Origin of the sequence: Vibrio ruber DSM 16370, from assembly GCF_900163965.1 — a bacterium.
Taxonomy (GTDB): Bacteria; Pseudomonadota; Gammaproteobacteria; order Enterobacterales; family Vibrionaceae; genus Vibrio; species Vibrio ruber.
This window is the reverse complement of record NZ_FULE01000018.1, coordinates 16,294-40,987: the sequence shown is the minus strand read 5'-3', so window position 1 is coordinate 40,987 and position 24,694 is coordinate 16,294. Positions and strand designations below refer to the sequence as shown.

The 24,694-nt window shown below is 46.1% G+C and carries 16 protein-coding genes; 9 read left to right on the top strand and 7 right to left on the bottom strand.

Features of this window, described 5'->3' with window-relative positions:
- The first annotated feature begins 35 nt into the window (after positions 1-35).
- Both kdgK and VR7878_RS07080 read left to right on the top strand, forming a co-directional pair.
- Complete coding sequence (gene kdgK / locus VR7878_RS07085; RefSeq protein WP_077334747.1) at positions 36-992, top strand: 2-dehydro-3-deoxygluconokinase; 957 nt, start codon at positions 36-38, stop codon at positions 990-992.
- Between the two features lie 44 nt (positions 993-1,036).
- Positions 1,037-1,660 carry a bifunctional 4-hydroxy-2-oxoglutarate aldolase/2-dehydro-3-deoxy-phosphogluconate aldolase gene (locus tag VR7878_RS07080; RefSeq protein WP_077334745.1) on the top strand — a complete coding sequence of 208 codons (624 nt, stop codon included), beginning with the start codon at positions 1,037-1,039 and terminating at the stop codon, positions 1,658-1,660.
- A gap of 166 nt (positions 1,661-1,826) precedes the next feature.
- Here VR7878_RS07080 and VR7878_RS07075 read toward each other — a convergent pair whose 3' ends face one another.
- From VR7878_RS07075 to VR7878_RS07050, 6 genes are all read right to left on the bottom strand, one after another.
- Positions 1,827-3,260 carry an EmmdR/YeeO family multidrug/toxin efflux MATE transporter gene (locus VR7878_RS07075; protein ID WP_077334743.1) on the bottom strand — a complete coding sequence of 478 codons (1,434 nt, stop codon included), beginning with the start codon at positions 3,258-3,260 and terminating at the stop codon, positions 1,827-1,829.
- Positions 3,257-4,927, bottom strand: coding sequence for a pectate lyase (locus VR7878_RS07070; RefSeq protein WP_077334741.1), 1,671 nt, complete (start codon positions 4,925-4,927; stop codon positions 3,257-3,259). Before VR7878_RS07070 ends, VR7878_RS07075 begins: the two co-directional genes overlap by 4 nt.
- A gap of 108 nt (positions 4,928-5,035) precedes the next feature.
- Positions 5,036-6,316 carry an ABC transporter substrate-binding protein gene (locus tag VR7878_RS07065; protein WP_077334739.1) on the bottom strand — a complete coding sequence of 427 codons (1,281 nt, stop codon included), beginning with the start codon at positions 6,314-6,316 and terminating at the stop codon, positions 5,036-5,038.
- Positions 6,317-6,357: 41 nt separating this feature from the next.
- The gene (locus VR7878_RS07060; protein ID WP_077334737.1) at positions 6,358-7,497 is read right to left on the bottom strand and encodes an ABC transporter ATP-binding protein; all 1,140 of its coding nucleotides are present in this window, start codon (positions 7,495-7,497) and stop codon (positions 6,358-6,360) included.
- A 19-nt stretch (positions 7,498-7,516) separates the two neighbouring features.
- Positions 7,517-8,428, bottom strand: a complete 912-nt coding sequence (locus VR7878_RS07055) for a carbohydrate ABC transporter permease (protein WP_077334735.1) — start codon at positions 8,426-8,428, stop codon at positions 7,517-7,519.
- 2 nt (positions 8,429-8,430) lie between these two features.
- Positions 8,431-9,315: a carbohydrate ABC transporter permease gene (locus tag VR7878_RS07050; RefSeq protein WP_059121587.1), complete on the bottom strand. Its 885-nt coding sequence runs from the start codon at positions 9,313-9,315 to the stop codon at positions 8,431-8,433.
- Positions 9,316-9,918: 603 nt separating this feature from the next.
- Here VR7878_RS07050 and VR7878_RS07045 point away from each other — a divergent pair.
- The 5 genes from VR7878_RS07045 (at position 9,919) to mutS (ending at position 19,346) form a co-directional block, all read left to right on the top strand.
- Complete coding sequence (locus VR7878_RS07045; RefSeq protein ID WP_077334733.1) at positions 9,919-10,632, top strand: oligogalacturonate-specific porin KdgM family protein; 714 nt, start codon at positions 9,919-9,921, stop codon at positions 10,630-10,632.
- Positions 10,633-10,924: 292 nt separating this feature from the next.
- Positions 10,925-13,153 (top strand): right-handed parallel beta-helix repeat-containing protein, encoded by a 2,229-nt coding sequence (locus VR7878_RS07040; protein ID WP_077334731.1) that lies wholly within the window; start codon positions 10,925-10,927, stop codon positions 13,151-13,153.
- Positions 13,154-13,516: 363 nt separating this feature from the next.
- A complete protein-coding gene (locus tag VR7878_RS07035; protein WP_077334729.1) occupies positions 13,517-15,286 on the top strand; it encodes a sodium:solute symporter family protein in 1,770 nt (589 codons plus the stop codon).
- A gap of 80 nt (positions 15,287-15,366) precedes the next feature.
- The gene (locus VR7878_RS07030; protein ID WP_077334727.1) at positions 15,367-16,530 is read left to right on the top strand and encodes an oligogalacturonate lyase family protein; all 1,164 of its coding nucleotides are present in this window, start codon (positions 15,367-15,369) and stop codon (positions 16,528-16,530) included.
- Between the two features lie 224 nt (positions 16,531-16,754).
- Positions 16,755-19,346 carry a DNA mismatch repair protein MutS gene (gene mutS / locus VR7878_RS07025; RefSeq protein ID WP_077334725.1) on the top strand — a complete coding sequence of 864 codons (2,592 nt, stop codon included), beginning with the start codon at positions 16,755-16,757 and terminating at the stop codon, positions 19,344-19,346.
- Positions 19,347-19,486: 140 nt separating this feature from the next.
- Here mutS and VR7878_RS07020 read toward each other — a convergent pair whose 3' ends face one another.
- Positions 19,487-21,049 (bottom strand): HD domain-containing phosphohydrolase, encoded by a 1,563-nt coding sequence (locus VR7878_RS07020; RefSeq protein WP_077334723.1) that lies wholly within the window; start codon positions 21,047-21,049, stop codon positions 19,487-19,489.
- Positions 21,050-21,226: 177 nt separating this feature from the next.
- On the opposite strand from VR7878_RS07020, the gene VR7878_RS07015 reads away from it, so the two are divergent.
- Both VR7878_RS07015 and VR7878_RS07010 read left to right on the top strand, forming a co-directional pair.
- Entirely contained in the window at positions 21,227-23,284 is a 2,058-nt protein-coding gene (locus tag VR7878_RS07015) for a sensor histidine kinase (RefSeq protein WP_077334721.1), read from the top strand.
- Positions 23,285-23,636: 352 nt separating this feature from the next.
- Complete coding sequence (locus tag VR7878_RS07010) at positions 23,637-24,686, top strand: pectate lyase (RefSeq protein ID WP_205409434.1); 1,050 nt, start codon at positions 23,637-23,639, stop codon at positions 24,684-24,686.
- The last annotated feature ends 8 nt before the right edge of the window (positions 24,687-24,694 follow it).

The following is a 24,694-nucleotide window of genomic DNA, read 5'->3' as shown; positions in this document are numbered from 1 at the left end:
AACTTTTTACTTGGTTGCTATTCTCAGGAGTTTTTATGTTGCCAATAACTCAAGTCGCCATTATTGGCGAATGTATGGTTGAATTGCGGCAAACCAATCATCAGGTCGAACAAGGATTTGGCGGAGATACGCTCAACACGGCGATTTACCTGTCTCGGCTGACTCACTCGCAAGGTATCACGACCGCATATGTTACAGGGTTGGGTAAAGATCCATTCAGCCAAGATATGTTACTCGCGTGGCAACAAGAAGGGATTGATACCGATATGGTTGCCATTTCACCAGACAAGTTACCGGGCATTTATGCCATAGAAACCGCTGCTGACGGAGAGCGCAGTTTCTACTATTGGCGCAATGACTCTGCGGCCAAATATTGGTTACGTCATCAACCCGCAACCGAGCTTGCCGCCCGTCTGGAAAAATATGGTTTAATCTATCTCAGTGGCATTAGTCTGGCGATTCTGCCGGAAGACTGCCGGCAAACCTTACTTGAATCGCTACGCCTCTGTCATCAAAAGGGGATTTCAATTGCGTTTGATAATAATTACCGGCCGACATTGTGGGGGAACGCAGCAGAAGCACAGCATTGGTATAGCCAAATTTTATCGATGACCGATTATGCATTTCTGACCTTTGATGATGAAGCCGCACTTTGGGGCGACACACAAGTTGCTCAAACAGTTTCGCGCTCGCGCAGACTCGGCGTCAAAGAAATCGTTATCAAACAAGGCGGAGATGCCTGTCTCGTCGCTTGTGAAAGCACTCAATGGTCAGTCGCACCGGAACCGATTAAGCAAATTATTGATACAACGGCTGCCGGGGACTCTTTCAGTGCCGGATATCTTGCCGCTCGTCTGCTCGGGAAATCCTGCGAATCCTCAGCCCAGTCAGCCCACCGGCTTGCCGGACTGGTCATTCAACATCATGGCGCGATTATTCCTACACAAAAAATGCCTGAGATTGAAAGCCTTGCTCGCACAGACAATCAGTAAACAGAACCAATCGAATATCAAGTCTCAGATAATGAAGGAACAAGATGAAAACACTCGAACAACAGCTGGAAACCATCGGCGTCATTCCGGTCATTGCACTAGACGACGCACAAAAGGCCGTCAAACTGGCACAAGTATTGATTGAGAATGGCCTGCCTTGTGCTGAAGTCACTTTCCGGACACCACAAGCAGCACAAGCGATCGCTTATATGCGTGAAGCCTATCCGGAGATGCTAATTGGCGCAGGAACAGTACTGACAACAGCTCAGGTTGATGCGGCTATTACAGCTGGCGCCGATTTTATTGTCAGTCCGGGATTTAATCCAACGACGGTGAAATATTGCCAGCAAAGAGAAATTGCCATTATTCCGGGAATCAACAACCCGAGTCTGGTTGAGCAAGCAATGGAAATGGGGCTGAAAACCCTGAAGTTCTTCCCTGCCGAACCATCGGGTGGTATTGCGATGCTCAAAGCGATGTCAGCGGTCTATCCGGTGCACTTTATGCCAACGGGAGGTATTAATCCTCAGAATATTAAAGCGTATCTGAACATCCCGAGTGTATTGGCTTGCGGAGGCACATGGATGGTTCCCAATCAACTGATCAATGAAGAAAAATGGGATGAACTGGCAACGCTCGTCAAGGAAGTTGCAACGATCATCCGTTAGGGGCTGTTGGCGAAACAAATCATCACTCAATTAACCGTTTAGCTAAACGCTGAATACCACATGTAGTCATATCGGGACTCTCGCATTAACCACACGGGTGTAAATCACGTGTCTTTTTGCGAGATTTTTTCTACAGCTACAGATGCTTTCTACGACAATAGAGAGACTACGATCGTGCTTTTCTCCGATAGACGGTCAACCAGCCCTGAGTCACCATACGGTAGAAATAGATAACACCGCGAGCCCACCAATCGACATACATACCAAGCCAGACACCATAGATATTCATACCCAAGGTAATCCCGAGAATATACCCCAGCACCATTCGTCCGCCCCACATACTAGCAATCGCGACCCACATACAGAAAGTCGCATCCTTCGCTCCTTTAAATGCTGCCGGTAAGACAAAAGAAGCCCCCCAGACAGGTGTCATGAATGCATTAATCAACAGTAAGTTGGTGACCACACCGACCACCTCATTGTCCGAGATATAAAAACGGGCGACTGTGTCTGCCATTGGTACAAACAGTACCGCAAACAGAGTGAGCAAAATGGTTGCCAGCCAGAAGATCAACTTCATCTCTTGATATGCCACATTCGGTTTTTGTTGCCCCAAACGTTTACCAATCAATACGGTTGATGTCATCGCCAGTGTATTACCGGGAATATTTAACAGTAGTAATACCGAAAAGGTCACAACATTACCCGCCATCGCAACCGTCCCCATCCCTGCGACCATGATTTGAGTAATGAGTTTGCCCAGATTAAACATCAACGACTCAATACTGGCCGGAATGCCGATGGCTAAAATCTCCACCAGTGTTTCCCGCTGAAAAGGACGAAAATACTGCTGCAACTGAATTTTTAAGGTTGTATTGCGAATCAGACAAATCACAATCAGCGCCGCACCAACCCAGCGAGCCGCGATTATACCGATACCAGAACCAACCAACCCTAATCCGCCCCAACCTCCGGAAATGAATTCATCAATTCCATAGATTAACGGATAACTGAATGCGACATTGAGCAGATTCATCATAATGTTACTGAATGCCGGCAAACGAGAGTTTCCGACGGCTCTCAGCACGCCACTACCGGCCAATGTAATCGCTAAAGCCGGGTAACTAAAAACAATAATCTTAAGGTAAAGTTCACTTAAATTAATAACCTGAGCAGTCGCGCCATAAGCAACCACGGACAAAACCGGTGCAACAAAACAGTAGATGAGCACTAAAGCGACCAAACTTATCAAGACACTGAGAGACATCACCTGACTCGCATGGTTCTGTGCGTTTTTCCGCTCCGAACGTCCGAAAGCTTGTGCGATCACCACCGATCCACCCAGTGCAATCGCAGACAACAGTGAAATGACAACCCACGTAATACTATCCGTAATACCAACCGCAGCCGTCTCTTGTGCACCGAGCCGACTCACCAGAATCGTACTGATGATGCCCATCATCACCACACAAGTCAGTTCAATAAAAATCGGCCATGCAAATGGCCAAATATCACGCCTGAATAAAACGCGATGTCGCTTACGTAACCAAAAACATCGGCGGGGATTGGAATACGTTACAGAGGCAGATGCTTCATTCACACAGCAGGCCCCGTTGACATGGCCATCTCAGGATAAGGCTGTTCATAAATCACATCACGGTCGTACACCACTTTTATCTCCCCGGCAATACGTTGTTCACCATGTAAATATCCGCCCGTAGAAAGTAGTGGTGGGAGTTGCGCATAGCATTGTTGGTATGCAGCTTCTATCGCCACTAAAGCATAAGGGATCGGGTCATCAAACCGGGCATTCTTCTGCTGAGAATGCGCAATAAACAGCCCGCTCTCGGTATGATAGTGTTGTGCCAGTAAATTTTCCGCGACTGAATCAGCCAGATGCAACAGCTCCGGTGCCGGATGATGTTGATTGAGTTCCAACAGCGCAAAAATCAGATAAGCCGAGGTACATGAAGTCGTTTGAGCAAGGTGAATCGGAGCAAGCGTTACCGGATCAAGCGCCCCTAATTCAAATCGTGCGAACATGCGGCTCGCCAGTCGGTATAATTCAGGATCATCCGTCAAAAATGCAGCTTTCATCAATGGCAATAAATAAGCCGGATCAGCAGGTTGACGTGACAATGTCGTCCCTTTATCTCCGTAATAACCATCACGGACAAAAGTGTACCCGGTCATATCCTGGCCACTATTCCACATTGGGATCATTTGGTTGTCTTGTTCATCCCACGCATAACGAAAATAAGCTTTTAATCCGTCGGCAATCCATTCAAGCCACTGCCGATCACCGACTTGCTCGGCACAAGTCATCATCGCCAGCGGATTATCCATAATCAACGGCCAACAATCCCGAAACAGCACATTGGCTTCACGGGCGATCGCACCAAACTCAGGACCAAACTGACGGGCAGCCCGATCCCCAAACCAGGAGTAGGTTAAACGATCATTATCCGGGACAGGTTCACGCTGTTGCGGTGAAGAAAATTGGTAAACCGGCATTCCGGTATCCGGATGTCGTGCCAGAACAAATTGATGATATAAATGTTTCGCCCAGTCTAAAGCGCCTTGCTCCCCTGTGTAACGATAGTAGTGTACCGCCGCATAAATTAAATCGGTTGAAGCATTCACAAACGTTAACCCGACGGTCTCCGGTAACTGTGGCCACTGATGCGGATCCACCACCGGTTCAGGGCGATGTTGCTGAAAAATGTTTGCCGGAAATGGTTGCCCATACTCACCGTGGCGTGTGAGATCCAGTTTTTTCCAGTCGGTCACATGAGCAGCCCAGAATCCTTGCAGATAAGATTTCGTCACTTCAGGGCGAATTTGATGAAGTAAATCATAATAAGGAAAGTGGTGCTTCAGCTCGTGCACCCGGGCTTTACTCTCCGGCCCCTCCGGATGACCTGAGTTGAGGTCAACAAACAGATGTCCACCCCAGTGAAACAATCCACTACGCTGATCAACATGGTGATCGAGAAAATAAGCGGTCGTCTCTTGTGCCTGTCGCAGAAAAGCGTCATCTCCCGTCACAATACTGCTTGCTGTCAACCCACGCATCAGATTTTGCTGGCTGGCAAAGTTACTCATGGCAACACGTCGGCCATCCGGATAGGTCCAGCAAACCGGTTTGCCGGATGCCACACAAAGACCATCCGCCAATCGTGGGGAATTTTCAGAACGCGCCAATGTCAACGCCTGTTGATAAAAGCGAGTCACGATAGCCAACCGCGACCGTCGAAATTCAGACATGCAACCACTCCAATTCAAATAGATACAGCCCCGTCTCCGGGGCTTTTATCGAATGACCAGACAAAGTAAAAATCTCGGTAACCAATCAAGGTAAACAGAACGATGGGTTTAATCAGCAATCCGTTTGAGTACTCGATTACCACGACGCAGGAAGTTTTTAGCAGCCCCTTCAACATCTGTCTGACCGTAATCCAGTTGCTGCATTGACTCTTCAAATAACTCCAGTAACTGTGCATTATCAGTGTAGGGGGTCGGGATGACGTGCTTTGGCAATTGCTGTGCTAAACGATAGCCTTGATAAGACAGACTTTTATCATCAATCTGACCATCATCCTGTAAGGTTTTAAATCCGGTCAGACTGATTGGTATCCCACGGGCAAGTCCCATGGCTTTGACTCCGGCCGGATCATTGAGTAAAAAGTCCACCAACAACGCGGCTTCTTTAGGATGCTTGGTATTTCTCCCAATAGAGAACATCATCGAAGGTCTTGCCAGCAATCCGGAATCTGTCGCACCTTCAAGCATCGGATAAGGCCCTAGCTCCAAAGTCATCGGAGGCGCTAAATTTGCCGCATATTTGCCAATGGCGGTATCCCACATATAAAGTCCGCCAAACCGACCGTCGATCCACGGACGCATCTCATACATATTGCCTTTGCCATAAGAAGCGAACTCTTTTGTGGAAGGGAAAAGATGATTTTTGACCTGATCAACATAAAGCTGAAAGAATTGAGCCATTTCCTCTTGGTTGAAGTTGATCAGGTTGGTGTCGTGATTGATGATATCTTTGCCATACTTTTGAATGAAATAAGAGCGATTCATGGCAAAAACATCACGCGCTTCAATGACTAACGGATAATAATCATCACCGAGCTTTTCTTTGAAAACCAGCCCGACCTTCATCAATTCATCCCATGATTGTGGATAACCGACACCGGCTTTCATCCACATATCGCGATTATAAAAGAACACCCGAGAAGTCATACTGACCGGCAGACCGTTCAGTTTACCGTCAACTGTCGTTAACCCGAGCGCACCGGGAAAATTAAACAACTGCAGTGTTTCCGCTTGGGCATTCATGTCATAAAACCCTTTGCCGTCCCGGGAAAAAATCGGCATCCAGTTCCAGTTGGTCTGCATGACATCCGGCTCAGTATTACCTGCAATCTGCGTGGTCAGGCGAGATAAATGACCGTCCCAACCGGTATATTCACCTTTGACTTTTATATCAGGGTATCTTTCCTGAAATTTTTCCAGCGCTTGCAAGGTGGCTTGGTGGCGATTATTCCCGCCCCACCAAGACATCCGCAGTTCAGTTTGAGCCTGAACTGCCACAGAGGCAGTTGCAATGACAGCAGATATCAGTGTAGTCAGTACCTTTTTATTCATGGATTAGTCTCCAAATAAGTGATTGTTATTCTCCGGTTTATTTATTGTTGTATAGAGATATTCTTTTCCGTCTCCTTGTCGAAGATATGTGCTTTGTTCATATCCACCACAAACGTCACCCCGGATCTCAATTCCATATTGAGCTTATCCCGGACATCATCAATCGGTATTCTGGCGATAAATTCATGCCGTCCGGTCCGGAAATGGACATACACTTCATGCCCCATATTTTCCAGACGAATCACATCCCCGATGATCGTTTGCTGCCCGATTCCGGGTTCCGTCAGCGCGAGCGTGATACTGTCAGGGCGAATCCCTAACACGGTTTTTTGATACCCATGACGGCGGATGGTGGCAGCCTTATGTGCCGGAAGATGTAAGATTTGTTCATCTAACAGAACGGCCATGTCATCTCCCTGCTCAGCAAGCGTGACATCGCACATATTCATCTCCGGAGCCCCGATAAATCCGGCCACAAACATATTGACGGGATTGTTGTAGAGCTGATCCGGTGTATCAACCTGCATAATCTCACCCTGCTTCATCACGCAGATTCGATCTCCCATGGTCATCGCTTCTGTTTGATCATGAGTGACATAAACCGCAGTTGCCGGGTGATTTTCACGTTTCAGATGACGGTGCAGGTCAGTAATACGTACCCGCATAGAAGCACGCAATTTAGCATCGAGATTCGATAACGGTTCATCGAACAAGAAAACATCTGGTTTTTTCACAATTGCCCGCCCGACGGCAACACGCTGTGCCTGACCACCGGACAACTGTCTTGGCAAACGGTCAAGTAACTCCTCTATCTCAAGAATGTTGGCAGCTTCTTCGACCCGCTGATCGATTTCATGCTTTGGCAATTTTTGCAGCCTGAGCCCAAAGCCCAGATTTTCTCGTACCGTCATATGGGGATACAGTGCATAATTCTGAAACACCATCGCTATCCCCCGGTCTTTCGGGGCAAGATTATTGACGACTTGCCCGCCAATGACGATTTCGCCACCGGTCACATTTTCCAGACCGGCAAGCATTCTCAGAGTGGTCGATTTGGCACAACCGGAAGGGCCGACAATCACCATGAATTCACCGTCATGAATCGTTAAATCAACTCCGTGCACTGCTTTAAAGCCGTTCGAGTAGACCTTCTCTAATTTGTTAAACTTCACTTCCGCCATTGTGATTACTCCTCAGAATTTAACCTTTAATACCGCTGCTGGTGACGCCTTCGACAAAATATTTCTGTGACATAAAGAACACCAGAATTGAAGGAATGATAGCGATTGAAGCCATTGCCAGAATTTCGTTCCACCTTGCGCCTTCCGTGACATCAATGGACATTTTCAATGCCAGTGCAATGGGGTACTTTTCAACGCTGGAAATGTAGATAAGCGGGCCTAGAAAGTCGTTTACCGACCACATAAACTGGAACAGTGCCACGGAGATGATTGCAGGGCGAATGACCGGCACAACCACATGCCAGAGCACCTGAAAAGAATTACATCCATCAATCATTGCCGCCTCTTCCATATCAGTCGGAACCCCGCGCAAAAACTGGATCAGCATAAAGACAAAGAACCCTTGTGTTGCGAATGCGAAAGGCAGATAGAGCGGCAAATACGTGTCAAGCAATCCCATCTCACGAAACATCAAATATTGTGGAATCAGCAAAACTGATTGCGGTAACAAGATCGTGGCAATGAGCGTGGCAAACCAAAATTTTTTCCATGGGATATCAAACCGGGCAAATCCGTACGCAACAATGGTGGACGACACAACGGTCACAAAAACCTTCGGCAGAACATAAGCAAAGGTATTCAGGATATAATGGCCGAATGTGTATTCCGTGCCGGTCTTCCACCCATTAATAAACCCATCCAGACTCCACTCACTCGGGATCAAGTTCATTGACGAAAAGATTTCATGGTTAGGTTTCATTGCGGCAGAAAACATCCACAGCAGCGGATAGAGCATCATCACACCGACAATAATCAGAATCGTATAACGAATTGCAGCATTGATTTTTTCACGGCGAATGGTGCGATCATTCGCTGCATAGCTCTGATGGCTGTTTTTCTGCTCCGCAGAGACACTCACGACTGAAGCCATAACTACTTACCTCCCTTATCACCGGAATAGAACACCCAGTATTTCGAAGAACGAAATGTGATTGATGTAAATATGGCCACAACAATAAACAGCGCCCATGCCAGTGCACTTCCGTATCCCATATCAAAAAACTTAAACGCGGTCTCGTAGATGTAGAGCGAGATCAGATAGGTTGACTTCATCGGCCCGCCACCGGTAATCACATAAGGTGCGGTAAACTCCTGAAAAGCCTGTGTGGTTTGCATGATAAAGTTAAAGAAAATAACGGGTGTAATGAGAGGAACGGTGACCTTGATAAACATCTGCCATTTGCTGGCTCCGTCAATCAATGCTGCTTCATACTGAGATTGAGGCACATTCTGCAAAGCAGCCAGAAAAATCACCATGGCAGAACCAAATTGCCAAGCACGTAACAGTGTGATTGAAAACAGCGCAAAAGATGGTTCACCAAGCCAGTTCACGGCATCAATACCAACGAGGGCCAACATACCGTTTAATACCCCATCGATGGCAAATAATGCCCGCCATAAAACTGCAATGGCAATACTACTGCCAAGGATTGAGGGAATATAATATGCCGTTCTGAAAAAACGGATACCGCGCAACTTGAAATTCAAGATAAAGGCGATGAACAGGGCGAACGCTAACTTCACTGGAATGGTCAAGAACACATACAAGAATGTGACACTCATGGATTTCCAAAACAGGTCATCTTCCGTCAGCATATACCGATAGTTTTCAATACCAACGTACTCTGGTGACGTCATCAGATCGTAATCGGTAAAACTCATCAGAAATGACGATACAAAGGGAAATGCAGTAAAAACCAACAGCCCGATAATATAAGGCGACAGGTAAGCAAGTCCCAGCTTACGACTTTCATACATATTGCTCTCGTCCTCTGAAAAACTCGACAGTGGCCAAATGATCAATTCAGATGAACCTTTCATTCGGATTGGTTATTTCTATTAAACTGAATCCTATCTGAACTGCCAGCACTCAACCTCATATTTGTGATCTCGAATACCATTTTATAAAAATAAAAACAAAAAATATAAAATACAGTTTCATTTTATATAAAAACAAAAACCAACATAGTGACTTACTCATCAGTAACATTAAAGTGCTTCATTTCGGGAACAAAAACCAGAAAAATCAAGTATTAAAACCATCACAAAAGCTCATACAGACAAAATAAAAACCTCATACGAATCAAAAACACACTGTACACCACACCAAAAACACAAGACAAATCAATTCTAAATCAATTAGTTAAATAAATTAAAATAAAAAACCAGATCCATTGACCTTTCCACAAACACGAAATTATGAAGAAAAATCAGCAAATACTAGAGAGATCACGTTTATTGAGACACTTATAGTAAAACACCGCTTCACAGATCACGTTATTCATACTAATCGGTTCAAACACATTTAAAACAACACTAAATTAAAACCGAAAAATACAAATAACAAAACGGTGTTTCAATATGAAAATTAAATTAATTACCTCTGCTCTGCTTCTGGGTCTTACAACTGGCGCTGTACATGCGACATCACTGAACGTCCGTCATGAGTTTATTCCTGAAGCCGGTGAAAAAGCTGCACGTCATCGAGATCGATTATCCATTTCACATCAGTTTGATAATGGCATCGGTATCAGTGAAGAAGTGAAATGGGGCTACGAAAAAGACAGCGTAAATTTTGGTGAAATGAAGAGTGCCGGTCACGAAACGAAAATCGGTTACAACTACACCATCAATGAGAATTTTAAACTGCAGCCCGCCTATGCACTGGACTCATCTTCAAGCGCTATCGTGCATAAATTTGATTTAAAAGGCGTCTATAAAATCAGTGATAGCTGGAATGCATCCCTCCGCTACCGCTACGGAATGAAAGTGCCGTCCGATGACTCACCGAATTCACATTACAGTCAGGTCAACTTTGTGACCGCGTATCAGCTGGAACTGTATAACGTAGGAATCGACTTCGAAGGCAAGTTCGAACAATCCGCTTCCAGTGGCTATGACGGTGATAACAATTACCTGAACTTAGTCAACTTGTTCGCTGAATATCAAGGCTGGGAGAATGGCTGGCGTCCGTTTGTCGAATTCGGGCTCACATCTCAGGAAACGACCAAAAGCACAGACGGTAAAGATCAATACGTCCCACGTTACCGGATCGGTTTGAAATACAATTTCTAAGTGGCTGATTTTGCTTATGGAGCATCCGGGCAGATATCGAATCAGCACCGCTGCTATATCCATACGAACAATTCGATATGAACAATATAGATACAAACGCCCAACGGTTGGGACTGCTCCGCATTTTATCGATATCTGCCCCTTAAATCGTTCTTCATAGGCATGGCACCAACGGCAACAGCTTCAGGACGATAACTCAGGGGCTCTATATCAGGCTGTCATATGGGGACATGTGAAGGTGTCACACGGCTTCGGATTCAGCCTTTTCTTTTTCAATAAGAGGTTCACCATCATGAAACGGAACAGAACGACACTACTCATGACGTCGGTTTTGTCTTTATCTGCCTGTTCACAGTATAGTTCGCTCCCCGCACCTCAGGATTTAACGTGGCAGGCGATAACCTTCGGTCAGTCAACCGATCTAAATTTTGCATCGACAATTTTGCCGGAAAAAATCGGGCTCAATGCAGTCACCTTCAATGGGCAATCCGTGCAGCCCGGGCCGCTTCTCAACACATTTACGATAGAAAGTCGTGGCGGCAAACTGGCGAACTCACATGAAGGCGTGACATTTTACTACACGGAACTTCCTGCCAATGCGAATTTCACTTTATCAGCAACCATGGTACTCAACCAGCTTGGTCCAGAAACCGGCTCGACCCCGAATCGTCAGGAAGGTGCGGGAATCATGGTTCGTGATATTCTTGGCTCTGCGCGTTTAGATCCCCAGCCTCCCGGTGCAGAAGAGTTCCCTGCGGCATCCAATATGGTGATGCATGTATTGCGCGCCAACAAAAAGAAAAGTAACGGGCTGATAAATGTCAATGCCACCTACCGCGAAGGGGTTTATCAGCCTTGGGGAACCAAAGGTAATCACATCGTCCGGGATGAATTCATCAAAAGCGTCCCTTATGGCAATGATATCGCCTACCAGATGTCACTCAGCCGGACAGATGCTGGCTATACCGCGACCTATCATTATGGCGATATCAGCGAGACCCATCCCATCAAAGGCGCGAATACCAATATCATCGCCATGCAGGATCCAAAACACCAATATGTGGGTTTCTTTGCCTCGCGTAATGCCAAAGTCACCATCAGCAATGCACATCTGACCGTCCATTCGGGTACGCTAACCAAAGCACCGGCCTATCATCCTCAACCTGAACCACTGGTGCTACAACCTGCATCACCCAATCAGTCTGCTACGGCAGATTACCTGTTTCAGTCTCGTGCCAGTGATACCGGCACCTTTACTCTCTATCAAGATAAGCAATTACTGATCAAAGACCAAAAAGTGGCAGCAGGCCAACTCTTCAGTGCTGCAACACATTTAAAAAATCCAACAACGCTCTTTTCGCTCCACTTTACACCGACAGAAGGCGCTGACCGTTCTGCCAGGCAATATCAGCAAACTGTCACCCGTGTAGCGCTCAAAGATCCAATGCATTTACGTGTCAATCCTACTGGTAGTCATGGTCGGCTTACCCTCAAAAATGCGATTCGACTCCTCCCTACGGGTGGAACCATCACACTGGAAGATGGTGAATATGGTGCGCTACTCATACCACTGACCGCCAGTGGACAAAAAAATCAGCTCAAAACCCTGAAAGCCGGAGGGGATCATGTTCGTTTTACCGGGGATATTACCCATCAGGCAAACTACTGGCATGTTTCTCACCTTGAAGTCGCGGGCGCTCGCTATATTGTCCACGGCAGCCACAATACATTTGATCGCATTATTACCCATGACGCCTCAGATACGGGCTTTCAAATTACCTCACCGGCAAAATCTCCTCGCGCATTTTGGGCGAGCCATAACCTAGTGCAAGATAGTCAAAGCTATAACAATATGGATCCTTCCCGGATCAATGCCGATGGATTTGCTGCCAAGATGCGCATCGGAGATGGCAATACCTTTATCCGTTGTATCTCTCATCACAACATCGATGATGGCTGGGATCTGTTCAATAAAGTCGAAGACGGTCCCAATGGTGTCGTGACCATTATCGATTCAATCTCTTATAAAAATGGCCAGACACTGCAGGTCAAAGCCAGAGGCGGCAGCCGGGGAAATGGATTCAAACTTGGCGGAGAAGGTCTACCGGTCGCACATATCATTAAGAATAATCTTGCTTATCAAAATAATATGGATGGTTTTACCGATAATTTTAATCCGGGCCGTTTGACCCTTGAAAACAATGTTGCGATTGATAACAAGCGTTTTAACTTCCTGATCAGAAAAAGCCCTTACACTGACACTCAGAAACAAGGCATATTCACCGACAACAGCTCTTATCGCTTCTATTCTGCCAGTCCGTACAATGATGTCGTGAATGCAGAAATACGTCGAAATAATACGCTGATTGTCGATGGTCAATCCACCAACGCTCAGGGAGCACATCCCACTGCCGAGACGTTATCCAAGCTAAAACAGGCTGCCAAAATTTCATCTCAGGCAGCTGTTCCCGGTCAAACGGCCGTAAAAAACATCCTGACATGGTTCAATCAGCACCCCTGATCAACCTCTTGCCCAGCTTGATGTGACATGTCAGGTTTCACTCAGAAACCTGACATTCATCGCAAATAAGTCAGTATAACCATCTGATTTATATAGATTCTAATCCCTTATTCGTCAAGGTGTTCTAAACTCATGCAAACATGACAGATGAGCCAGCGCTTATCCCTTCAGCGGATCGCTCTCTTCTTTTGTCGTGCAATGCTACTGACCCAATTCCTGTCAGTAAGGTCATGTTTAATCTCGACACACCTCACACTTAATTATAAAAAAACAAAATTGAACCATCGTTTTGATATTAATCACACACCTTTTTATTTTTTTGTTTAAAAATACCCCCATCAAATACTTATAAAGGGATAAGCAATGCAATATGACTATCTTGTGATTGCAGGTTACTTCGCGCTGATGATCGCAATCAGTCTACTGTTCAAGAAAATGGCGAGCGCCAGTACCAGTGACTACTTCAGAGGCGGCGGTAAAATGCTCTGGTGGATGGTGGGTGCAACAGCATTTATGACCCAGTTTTCTGCCTGGACATTTACCGGGGCGGCGGGAAAGGCATTTAACGATGGTTTTGCGGTGCTTGCCGTGTTCATCGGTAATATGGTGGCTTATGTTTTTGCCCACTTCTATTTTGCCCGCCGTTTCCGCCAAATGCGTGTCGATACACCAACCGAAGGTATCAAACGCCGTTTCGGTAATGGGAACGAGCAATTCTTTACATGGGTGATTATTCCGCTCAGTGTAATTAATGCCGGGGTGTGGCTGAACGGGCTTGGTGTGTTTGCATCAGCAGTCTTTAATGCCAATATTATCACCACAATTTATGTCACTGGTGCTGCTGTGTTGGTCATTTCACTGCTAAGTGGTGCTTGGGGAGTGGTGGCATCGGACTTTATTCAAACATTGGTAGTTGCCGTCGTTTCTGTAGCCTGTGCTGTGGTTGCACTCTACTTCGTCGGAGGACCGGGTGAAATTATTCGTGAATTCCCCGGCGGATTTGTTTCCGGCCCGGATATGAATTATCCATTGCTGTTGGTTTGTACCTTTATCTTCTTTATTGTCAAACAGTTACAAAGTATCAACAACATGCAGGAGTCCTATCGTTTTCTTAATGCCAAAGATTCACGGAATGCAAGTAAAGCCGCATTAATGGCGTTAATTATGATGATGGTCGGTGCCGTTATTTGGTTTATCCCGCCTTGGGCATCAGCCATTCTTTACCCCGATGCAGCACAAGCCTATCCCGAGCTCGGTGCCAAAGCCAGAGACGCGGTCTATCTGGTCTTTGCCCGGGAAACCATGCCATTAGGCACTGTCGGATTACTCATGGCTGGTCTTTTCGCGGCCACAATGTCATCAATGGATTCAGCACTGAACCGGAATTCAGGGATCTTCGTACGTAGTTTCTACGCCAACATTGTTCGTCACGGCCAAGCGAAAGACAAAGAGCTGCTGCGCGTCGGGCAACTGGCCTGTCTGGTGAATGGTATTCTGGTCATTTTAATGGCTCAATTCTTTAACTCGCTGAAAAGTCTGAGTCTGTTTGACCTGATGATGCAGGTTGCGACTTTACTGCAATCCCCGGTTCTGGTGCCGCTATTCCTCGGAATCTTAATTCGTAAAACCCCCAAATGGGCACCTTGGGCAACGGTTGTATTCGGGATGTTTGTGTCTTTGTTGGTTGTGAAAGTCTTCACACCACAATTCATCGCCGGCTGGTTTGGTATTGAAAGTCTGACCGGCAGAGAAACCAGTGAGATGCGAACCATGATTACCATTGCTGCACACTTGTTCTTAACCGCTGGATTCTTCTGCCTGACGACACTCTTTTACCGGGAGTCTAACGACACTCATAAAGCCGAAACAGAAAAATTCTTTAACGATGTCGCCACTGAGTGTGTCGTAACGGATAAAGATCAGGATCAATTTGACCGGATGCAACGAGCCAAACTCGGTACATTGGTCACCTATATGGCTGGTGGTCTGACGCTGATGATCCTCATCCCGAACCCATTGTGGGGACGACTGATGTTTCTTGCGTGTGCAGCGGTCATTTTCATCGTTGGTTTTGCCTTGAAAAAAAGTGCCCGGATAGAAGAGCTGCAAGGCAAAGCGATTCCCGTTCGTTAACTCAGTTCGTGAATTCAGGTTTATTCAGTCATATCATAAAGGCTGCCGGTAAGGCAGCCTGACATAACAGGAGAACATTCATGGCTAAAGGTGATGTCATCAGCCTTGATTTTGAAAGCTTCATTGATTCGGATACACAGGTCAAAGTGACACGGCTGACCCCCAAAGATGTGATCTGTCATCGCAACTATTTTTATCAGAAATGTTTTACCGAAGACGGGCAAAAATTACTCTTTGCCGGTGACTTCGATACCAACCGAAATTACTATCTGCTCGATCTCAACACCCGACAAGCAACACAATTGACGGAAGGCTCCGGAGATAACACCTTCGGCGGGTTTATTTCATCCGATGAGCAAAGTTTTTTCTATGTCAAAAATGAACGCAACTTGATGAAAGTTGATTTCAAAACGCTCGAAGAAACACGGATTTATACTGTAGATGAAGCATGGAAAGGTTATGGTACCTGGGTTGCCAACTCCTCTTGTACCAAACTGGTCGGGATAGAAATCCATAAAGATAGCTGGCAGCCACTCACCTCATGGGAGAAGTTTGCTGAGTTTTATCATACCAATCCGACCTGCCGCCTGATTCAGGTCGATATTGCCACCGGAGGCGTCAAAGTCATCCATCAGGAAAATGCTTGGCTGGGTCACCCGATCTATCGCCCGTTTGATGATCAGACTATCGGATTCTGTCATGAAGGCCCCCATGATCTCGTCGATGCCAGAATGTGGCTGGTGGACGGGGATGGTAATCACGTCCGCAAAGTTAAATCCCATGCACCGGGCGAATCCTGTACCCATGAATTCTGGATTCCCGACGGCAGTGCCATGGCTTATGTTTCCTATCTGAAAGGACAAAGTGAACGGCTTATCTGTCGTGTTGATCCTCAAACACTAAACAATGAAATCGTCATGGAAATGCCGCCATGTTCTCACTTAATGAGTAACTTTGACGGCTCGCTGATGGTCGGTGACGGATGTGATACACCACCGGATGTGAACGATACCGATAGCTACAACATCGAGAATGATCCATTTCTCTATATTCTCAATACTCAAAAGAAAACGTTCTCCCGATTAGCAAAGCACAGTACATCTTGGCAAGTGCTCGATGGTGATCGTCAAATTACCCATCCGCATCCTTCCTTTACACCGAATGATCAAGGGGTATTATTTACCAGCGACTTTGAAGGTGTACCGGCAGTGTATATTGCTGACCTGCCCGAAGAACTAAAATAGCATCTGCTTTTCAGAGCGCTCAACGCTTCATTCCCCCAATTCCTCGAAGCGTTTGTTGCGCTCTTCATTGCTGGTTTGCTATTCTTTTCCCCCATTGCTCAGCACTCGCATGTGATTTCTCCGGGCGCACAGCATTCATCATTCGGCCCACCAGCGCATTCAATATAGTGACGCCTGTCGGGGGAGCCGTTTTATCACGACCTAATTGGCATTGAAATATAAAGATGATCGATAATCCCACCGCAAGTAAAGCACCAGAAAGTAAACATACGCCCATGATGCAGCAGTATCTGAAGCTCAAGGCCGAAAATCCTGATATTTTGCTGTTTTATCGCATGGGGGACTTTTACGAACTATTTTATGATGATGCGAAACGCGCCTCTCAGTTACTGGATATTTCACTGACTAAGCGAGGGGCCTCCGCCGGTGAACCGATTCCGATGGCGGGTGTGCCTTTCCATGCCGTTGAAGGCTATCTGGCCAAGCTGGTTCAGCTCGGCGAGTCGGTAGCCATCTGTGAACAAATCGGTGACCCCGCTACCAGTAAAGGGCCGGTAGAACGGAAAGTTGTCCGCATTGTCACCCCGGGAACCATTACCGATGAAGCACTATTACCGGAACGACTCGATAACCTGATTGCAGCAATTTACCAACAAGGTCAGCAATTTGGCTACGCGACCCTTGATATGACCTCAGGGCGTTTCCAGCTTTGTGAATTAGACAGTGAAGAGGCTATGGCAGCCGAATTGCAGCGCACTGCCCCGAAAGAACTGCTCTTTCCTGAAGACTTCCAAGCCGTTCAGCTGATGGGAAACCGAAAAGGGAACCGTCGTCGTCCGGTATGGGAGTTTGAACTGGAAACAGCCAGGCAGCAGTTAAACCAACAGTTCGGCACTAAAGATTTAGTCGGCTTCGGGGTCGAAACCGCAGAAAAAGGGCTATGTGCTGCCGGCTGTCTGATTCAGTATGTCAAAGACACGCAAAGAACTGCCCTCCCTCATATTCGCTCCCTGATCTATGATCGTCAGGACACCACGGTGATCATGGATGCAGCCACCCGGCGCAATCTGGAACTGACTCAAAACCTGTCCGGAGGGACGGAGCATACACTGGCGGAAATACTCGATCATTGTGCGACTCCGATGGGAAGCCGAATGCTCAAACGTTGGCTACATCAACCGATGCGTCAGATTGAAGCGCTCAATCACCGGCTTGATGCTATCGGTGAACTCAAAGAACAGGGCGTTTTTTGCGACGTACAACCCATCTTGAAACAAATTGGTGATATCGAACGAATTCTGGCTCGTTTAGCCATTCGCTCAGCCCGACCTCGGGATCTGGCTCGTCTGCGCCATGCGTTGCATCAGTTACCGGAACTACAAACCAGCTTATCATCACTGCACCACTCACATTTACAGCAGCTTGCGCAACATTGTCAGCCGATTGAGCCAATTGCTACCTTGCTGGAGCAAGCAATCGTCGAAAATCCACCGGTGGTGATCCGCGATGGCGGTGTTATAGCAACCGGTTATCATGCCGAACTGGATGAATGGCGCAATCTGGCCGATGGTGCGACTGAATATCTGGAACAACTGGAACATGATGAACGGGAACGTCATGGTATTGATACGCTGAAAGTCGGTTATAACAATGTCCACGGTTTTTATATTCAGGTCAGCCGGGGGCAAAGCCATCTGGTGCCACCGCACTATGTGCGTCGTCAGACCCTGAAAAACGCGGAACGCTACATTATTCCTGAGCTCAAAGAACATGAAGATAAGGTGCTGAACTCAAAATCAAAAGCACTGGCACTGGAAAAGCAACTGTGGGAAGGATTATTTGATCAGTTACTGCCTTACCTCGCACAGCTTCAGGAACTCTCCGCTGCGGTTTCACAACTCGACGTACTGCAAAATCTGGCCGAGCGTGCCGAGACTCTTGATTACTGTCGTCCGGAACTGACCACTGAGCCGGGGATCCATATCCAGTCAGGTCGTCATCCGGTTGTCGAACAGGTGATGCAGGACCCGTTTATTGCCAACCCCGTTGCCTTGCACCCTCAGCGCAAGATGCTGATTATTACAGGGCCGAATATGGGCGGTAAATCGACCTATATGCGCCAGACAGCCTTGATTGCATTGATGGCACATATTGGCTGTTATGTTCCTGCTGAATCGGCCAGAATCGGTCTCATGGATCGTATCTTCACTCGAATCGGAGCGTCTGATGATCTGGCGTCAGGACGTTCAACCTTTATGGTTGAGATGACGGAAACGGCCAATATCTTACACAATGCCACTCAATATAGTTTGGTATTGATGGATGAAATCGGCCGCGGCACCAGTACCTACGACGGCCTTTCTCTGGCATGGGCAAGTGCAGAATGGCTGGCAAAAGAAATTGGCGCGCTGACATTATTTGCCACCCATTATTTCGAATTAACCGAACTCCCGGATTTACTGCCGCATCTCGCCAATGTCCACCTTGATGCCGTCGAACATGGCGATAACATTGCCTTCATGCACGCGGTACAAGAAGGCGCTGCCAATAAATCCTACGGGCTGGCCGTTGCCGGACTGGCTGGTGTGCCGAAAGCCGTAATCAAAAATGCCCGGATGAAATTATCTCAACTGGAGCAAAGCCACCAGCTGGACGGAAAACGCACAGGACAATCACCGACAGTTGATATTGCCAACCAACTGAGCCTGATGCCTGAGCCATCGGAAGTAGAGAAGCAGCTCGCTGAGCTTGATCCCGATAGTCTCACGCCCAGACAAGCGCTCGAGCAACTCTATCTGCTAAAACGTTACCTCTAAATAGTACCGACCCGATAACAATATGATCGGATAGGTTATCAAAATGGTATCCATCAAAGTGCAGTCATTGGGCTGCACTTTTTGTTATTTGACACCATTGTTATTTGACGTCATCGTTATTTGACGTCATCAACAGTGCGTTATGGCGTCGGCAAATACGACAGACTATCGTTATATTCTTGCAGAATCCGGAAAAAATCCGCTTGTCGCCGCTGAAAAATTTCAACTAACTGCGGGTCAAACTTCACCCCTGACTGTTCATGAATATAGGCGACGATCTCTGTTTCTCCCCAAGGCTCTTTATAGCAGCGCTTACTTGCCAGTGCGTCAAAGACATCAGCCAACGCAACAATACGGCCGTAAATATGGATATCCGTACCGGATAATCCCCGCGGATAGCCATGCCCGTTCCAGTATTCATGATGCTGACTGGCAATAATCGCTCCGGCTTGCATTACAGGTTGATGGGAACCTTTTAAGCAGTTCTCTCCCACGGTGGTATGCTCTTTCATCAGCGCCCACTCTTCATCATTCAATTTGCCCGGCTTATTCAAAATATAGTCCGGGATACTAATTTTCCCGATATCATGGAGCGGTGCCGCATAAAAAATCTCTTCACACTGGGACGGGCTCAAACCGATTTCTTCAGCCATCAGCCGGGAATAGTAAGCAACGCGACGAACATGGTTTCCCGTCTCTTTAGAGCGACTTTCAGCCAAGCCACAAATTGCATAAACAATCTCTTTCTGAGTATTCCTCAAACTATCATTGAGTCGTAAGTTATCCAAAGCAATTGCCATGTTATTACAGAACATCTCAATCAGATGCATATCCACATCTTTAAAATCATGCTTACCGGTAATATTCAGAATGGTCTCAATCCCGTTAATATTAGAAATATGGCAGATATTATCGTCTTGATAATGAAGTGCTTGATCACTGTCCCGAACCACATTGAAATCATGCTGAGAAATTGATGCTTTGAGCGCTTGTGCGGAGATATCCCCGACCCGTGCCAGCACATGAACATCATCGATATTTTTTTCAGCCAGCCCCCCTTCGATTTCAGGCAACATTGTCTCCTCTTTCATATATAACAACGATGAGACTTGCTCTAGTACCCCCTGAGCAAAACTCTCCATTGATTTTTGTTTGAGAATAGTGGCTGTCGCTGCGATAACTTTTTCCAGACCGAGCTTGTGATTTTCTAATGCCAGCATGTCACGGTAGGAACGTAGCGCCGTATAAACCGTCGAATGAAGTTTACGTTTGGTGAGTTCAGTTTTTTCCCGGTAATCATTAATATCATATTGTTCAATAATATCTTTTTCGGGAATGGTTCCCGGTTGGCCGGTACGCAAAATAATCCGAATCAGATGATTGTCCAGCTCATCACGAATGTACTCCGCGATCTCCAACCCCGCTTCTTCAGTTTCCATCACCACATCCAACAAAACCACAGCAATATCACTTTCAGATAACAGTATTTCTTTTGCCTGAGCAACATTGTATGCACTGAGAAATGTGAGTCCTTTTCCTGCAAATTGGGTGCGATTCAGAGCCAGTTTGGTAATGGTGTGAACACCCTCTTCATCATCGACAATCAGAATTTTCCACCTTGAAGGTGAGCCTTTAGACGCATTTATTTGAGCCGATTGACTGAGATTACCTGACTCATCAAATAGCATATCCTGCTCTGACATTTTCCTTATCCTCTCTTCCCAACCGAACCAGACCGTTTTTATTCGTCCATTCACAATGTGGAACTTGATTTTTACTGCTTTGTTAATCAATTTTAGTATATGAATGAAACTTTACACATACGAATAAAAAGCAATGTGATGCTTATTGTTCTCAGTTACGATGGCCGGAGATAGCGCATGTCTATCTATTATCGAATTACCATTTTTTGCTTACTGCTGGTTTTCTTATGCATGGGAGCCTTTGGCTATATATCAAACCAAGCGGGTGCCAAAATGCTCAATCAATCGGTTGATCAACTCTTAAATGCAGTTGCAACAAATCAGCAAGGCCGCCTGTATAACCTGATTCATGCTTGGAAAGATCGGGTCGCCTTGATTGCCAGCAGAACGCAACTACGCTTGAGTTTCAACGATTATTTACGCAATCCAAACCAGCAATCATTACAAAAAATAGACAGTATCATTCAAGATGCGATTGAGTCTGTTGCAAAAGTAAAGTCGATTCAATTAAAGAAACTCAATGGTGAAATCGTCCTCCAGACACAGCCGAATCAAGCCAATAAAGTCGCGGCCACACTTGAACTGACCGACAACAGTCAAACCGATATCGTATTAAAAACTATCACCCGTGACTTAAATGGGGGGATGTATATTCAAATTGAATCACCGATGATCCTGCAAGGTGAAAAAATCGGCGTCATCGTGGCAACACTGGCAGCCGATGAGCTTGTAAGCAGTACTCAAAGCTATACAGGCATGGGGATATCAGGAGAGACCATCCTCTTTACCGAGAACCAAGCCGGGAAGTTAGTCTATATTACCCCGCTGCGTTACCCTGAACATATGGCTAAGCCAGCCGACGCCAACTCTTTTGCGCTAGCAAACGGTGGTTCGCTGGTAGAAGCCGTTGAATATCATACTCAAGACATTATCCGCTCAAATGACTACCGGAATACGGATGTGTTGGCTGTCGCCCGTTACCTACAAGAACTGAACTGGAGCATTGTTGTCAAAGTGGATCAGCATGAAATCATGCAACCGATGAAACACTACCAATATTTGCTGGTGATTGCAGCAGGTGTACTGGGAGTCATTGCGATTATCATTGGTCTGATACTGGGACGGGCAGTTTCATCACCGATCGTCAAACTTGCAGCCGATAGCCGCAGAATTCGTCTCGGTGAACATCAGTTGAGAGCGAAAGTCAGTCCGACTCAAGCAAAGGAACTCAATGAGCTCGCCCGCAGTTTTAACAATCTGGCTGAAAACTTGCTCACCACCAATAATGAACTGGAAGATAAAGTTGCCGAAAGAACCGTAGAACTGCAAGAACTGAATGAAACACTGGAACAGCGCGTTGCTGCCAGAACAGTTGCTCTACAACGGGCCAATCAAGAAATACAAGCAACACTTGAAAATCTCAGGCAGACCCAACGTGAACTCGTGGAATCAGAAAAGATGGCAGCATTGGGGGGATTGGTCGCTGGGGTTGCGCATGAAATTAACACCCCATTAGGGATTGCGATCACCGGAACCTCTCACCTTCATGAAGAAATACAAGAAATTCATGCCAAAGTGCAAACCGGTAAACTGACCCGCGATGAACTGTCAGGCTTCATCGAAGATGCCAATGAAACCACAGCTTTAATGGGGTCACAACTGGAGCAAGCATCCAAACTTATCTCTAATTTTAAAGAGATTGCCGTCGACCAATCAAGTCCGGACTATCGGACGATTTCAGTGAAAGAATATCTATCGAAAATTGTTGCCACGATGCAGCCTAACTTCAAGAAAACACCACATCAACTCTCCATCGATATTGAACAAGATCTTCACCTGATTACTTGCCCGGGAGCGTTGGCACAAGTGTTAACGATTCTGATCACCAATAGTCTTACTCATGCATTTTATCAGTCAGATCCGGAGCAAACGGATACCGTCAACGGACAAGTGACGATTTCAGCCCGGCAATCTCCCGGCAAAAATTTAATCATTGTCACCGATAACGGAACGGGTATACCACCTCACGATATCCCCAAGCTCTTTGAACCTTTCTTTACCACCAAACGTGGTCACGGTGGCAGTGGTTTAGGGCTCAGTATTGCGCATAATATTGTGAAAGATATTCTGCACGGGAAAATCCACTGTGAAAGCCAGTTTGGTCAGGGGAGTCAATTTATTATCACCCTGCCGGATCAACCGATGACATCCCATGCTGTAGAGCGCTCCGCATAACGGCCGCCATACACCAAATGTATGCCGTCGACAAAAGTCATAAAATTCCTTTCAGCAACAACACCTCGCCAATCACACTGCAAGCCGGATGCAATAACCGACATGGCGATTGATTTGCTCCAGATAGCTTTTATAAAACTGATCATGACCGTATGTAACAAAGGTGAGAATTTCAAAATAAGTGATCCATGATTCAATAAACTCACATAAATGAAACAATGTTTTGTATTTTTTATAAGCCAAGTGGTAATAGTATAAATGAGTATTTCATTTACTCAGATTATTCATGATAAGAATCTATAACCCATCCATATAAAATAACCTGTCCATATAAAAAGAGAGAAGGAAAAATATGATGATTCATCGAGCAACGGCGGTTCTGCTTTTATTTCTGTCATGTCAGTATGCAATGGCTAGTGATCTGACACTCATGCTATACCAGCAAGATGCACAAACAATCCTGAGTTGGTCGTCGGATCAGGATCGTATCGTTCGTCAGGAAGTTTACCGGAAATCCACATTATCGGACGAAGGAGAAAGAATTGCGGTTCTGACCCCGGACGAAAGAACATTTGAAGATACAACAGCAGATGGTTACACCGATTATTACTATCAGATCAAGGCAGTAGACGATCAGGATCATACATTTATCTCAAATGACACCAGCACAAATGCCAGTGAAGAAAATTATTTAACGACCAGTTTAGTCACTGCCAGTTCATCTGAGTGTTACGCGGGTGCCGTAATAAAAAACAAAACCGTTGACTGCCAAGGCAAGACAATCGGGCTAAATTGTAACGGAGATGCAGAGGGACAAAAAGCCGTCCTCACCTTACACAATGCAACGGTAAAAAATGTCCGGATTTCTCGGAATGGCGGTGCAGATGGGATACATTGTCAATCCGGTAACTGCACCTTACAAAATGTCATTTGGGAAGATATCTGTGAAGATGCTGCAACCAATAACGGTAAAAAAATGACCATTATCGGTGGGGTTGCCTACAACAGTAAAAATGGCCCCGGTGGAAAACCTGACAAAGTGTTCCAACACAACTCGAAAAATAGTACCACAGAAATCCTCGGTAATTTCACCCTCACCGGAGAGCACGGAAAACTGTACCGTTCTTGCGGAAACTGTACCAATAATGGCGGCCCCAGATACCTCTCGATCAATGGGGTTAAAGTGGATGCTAAAATTGGTTCAATTGCTGGTATCAATGGCAACTACCGAGATACAGCCACGATCAGAAATCTAAAAATCAAGAACTACAAAACCGGAAAACCAAAAGTCTGTGTCGAATATGTCGGCATTCAGAAAGGTCAGGGTGAGTCGAAAAAAATAGGTGAGAAATGGAATACCAGTGCCTGTAATGTCTCGCAATCAGATGTCAGAAAACTATAATTAATTGA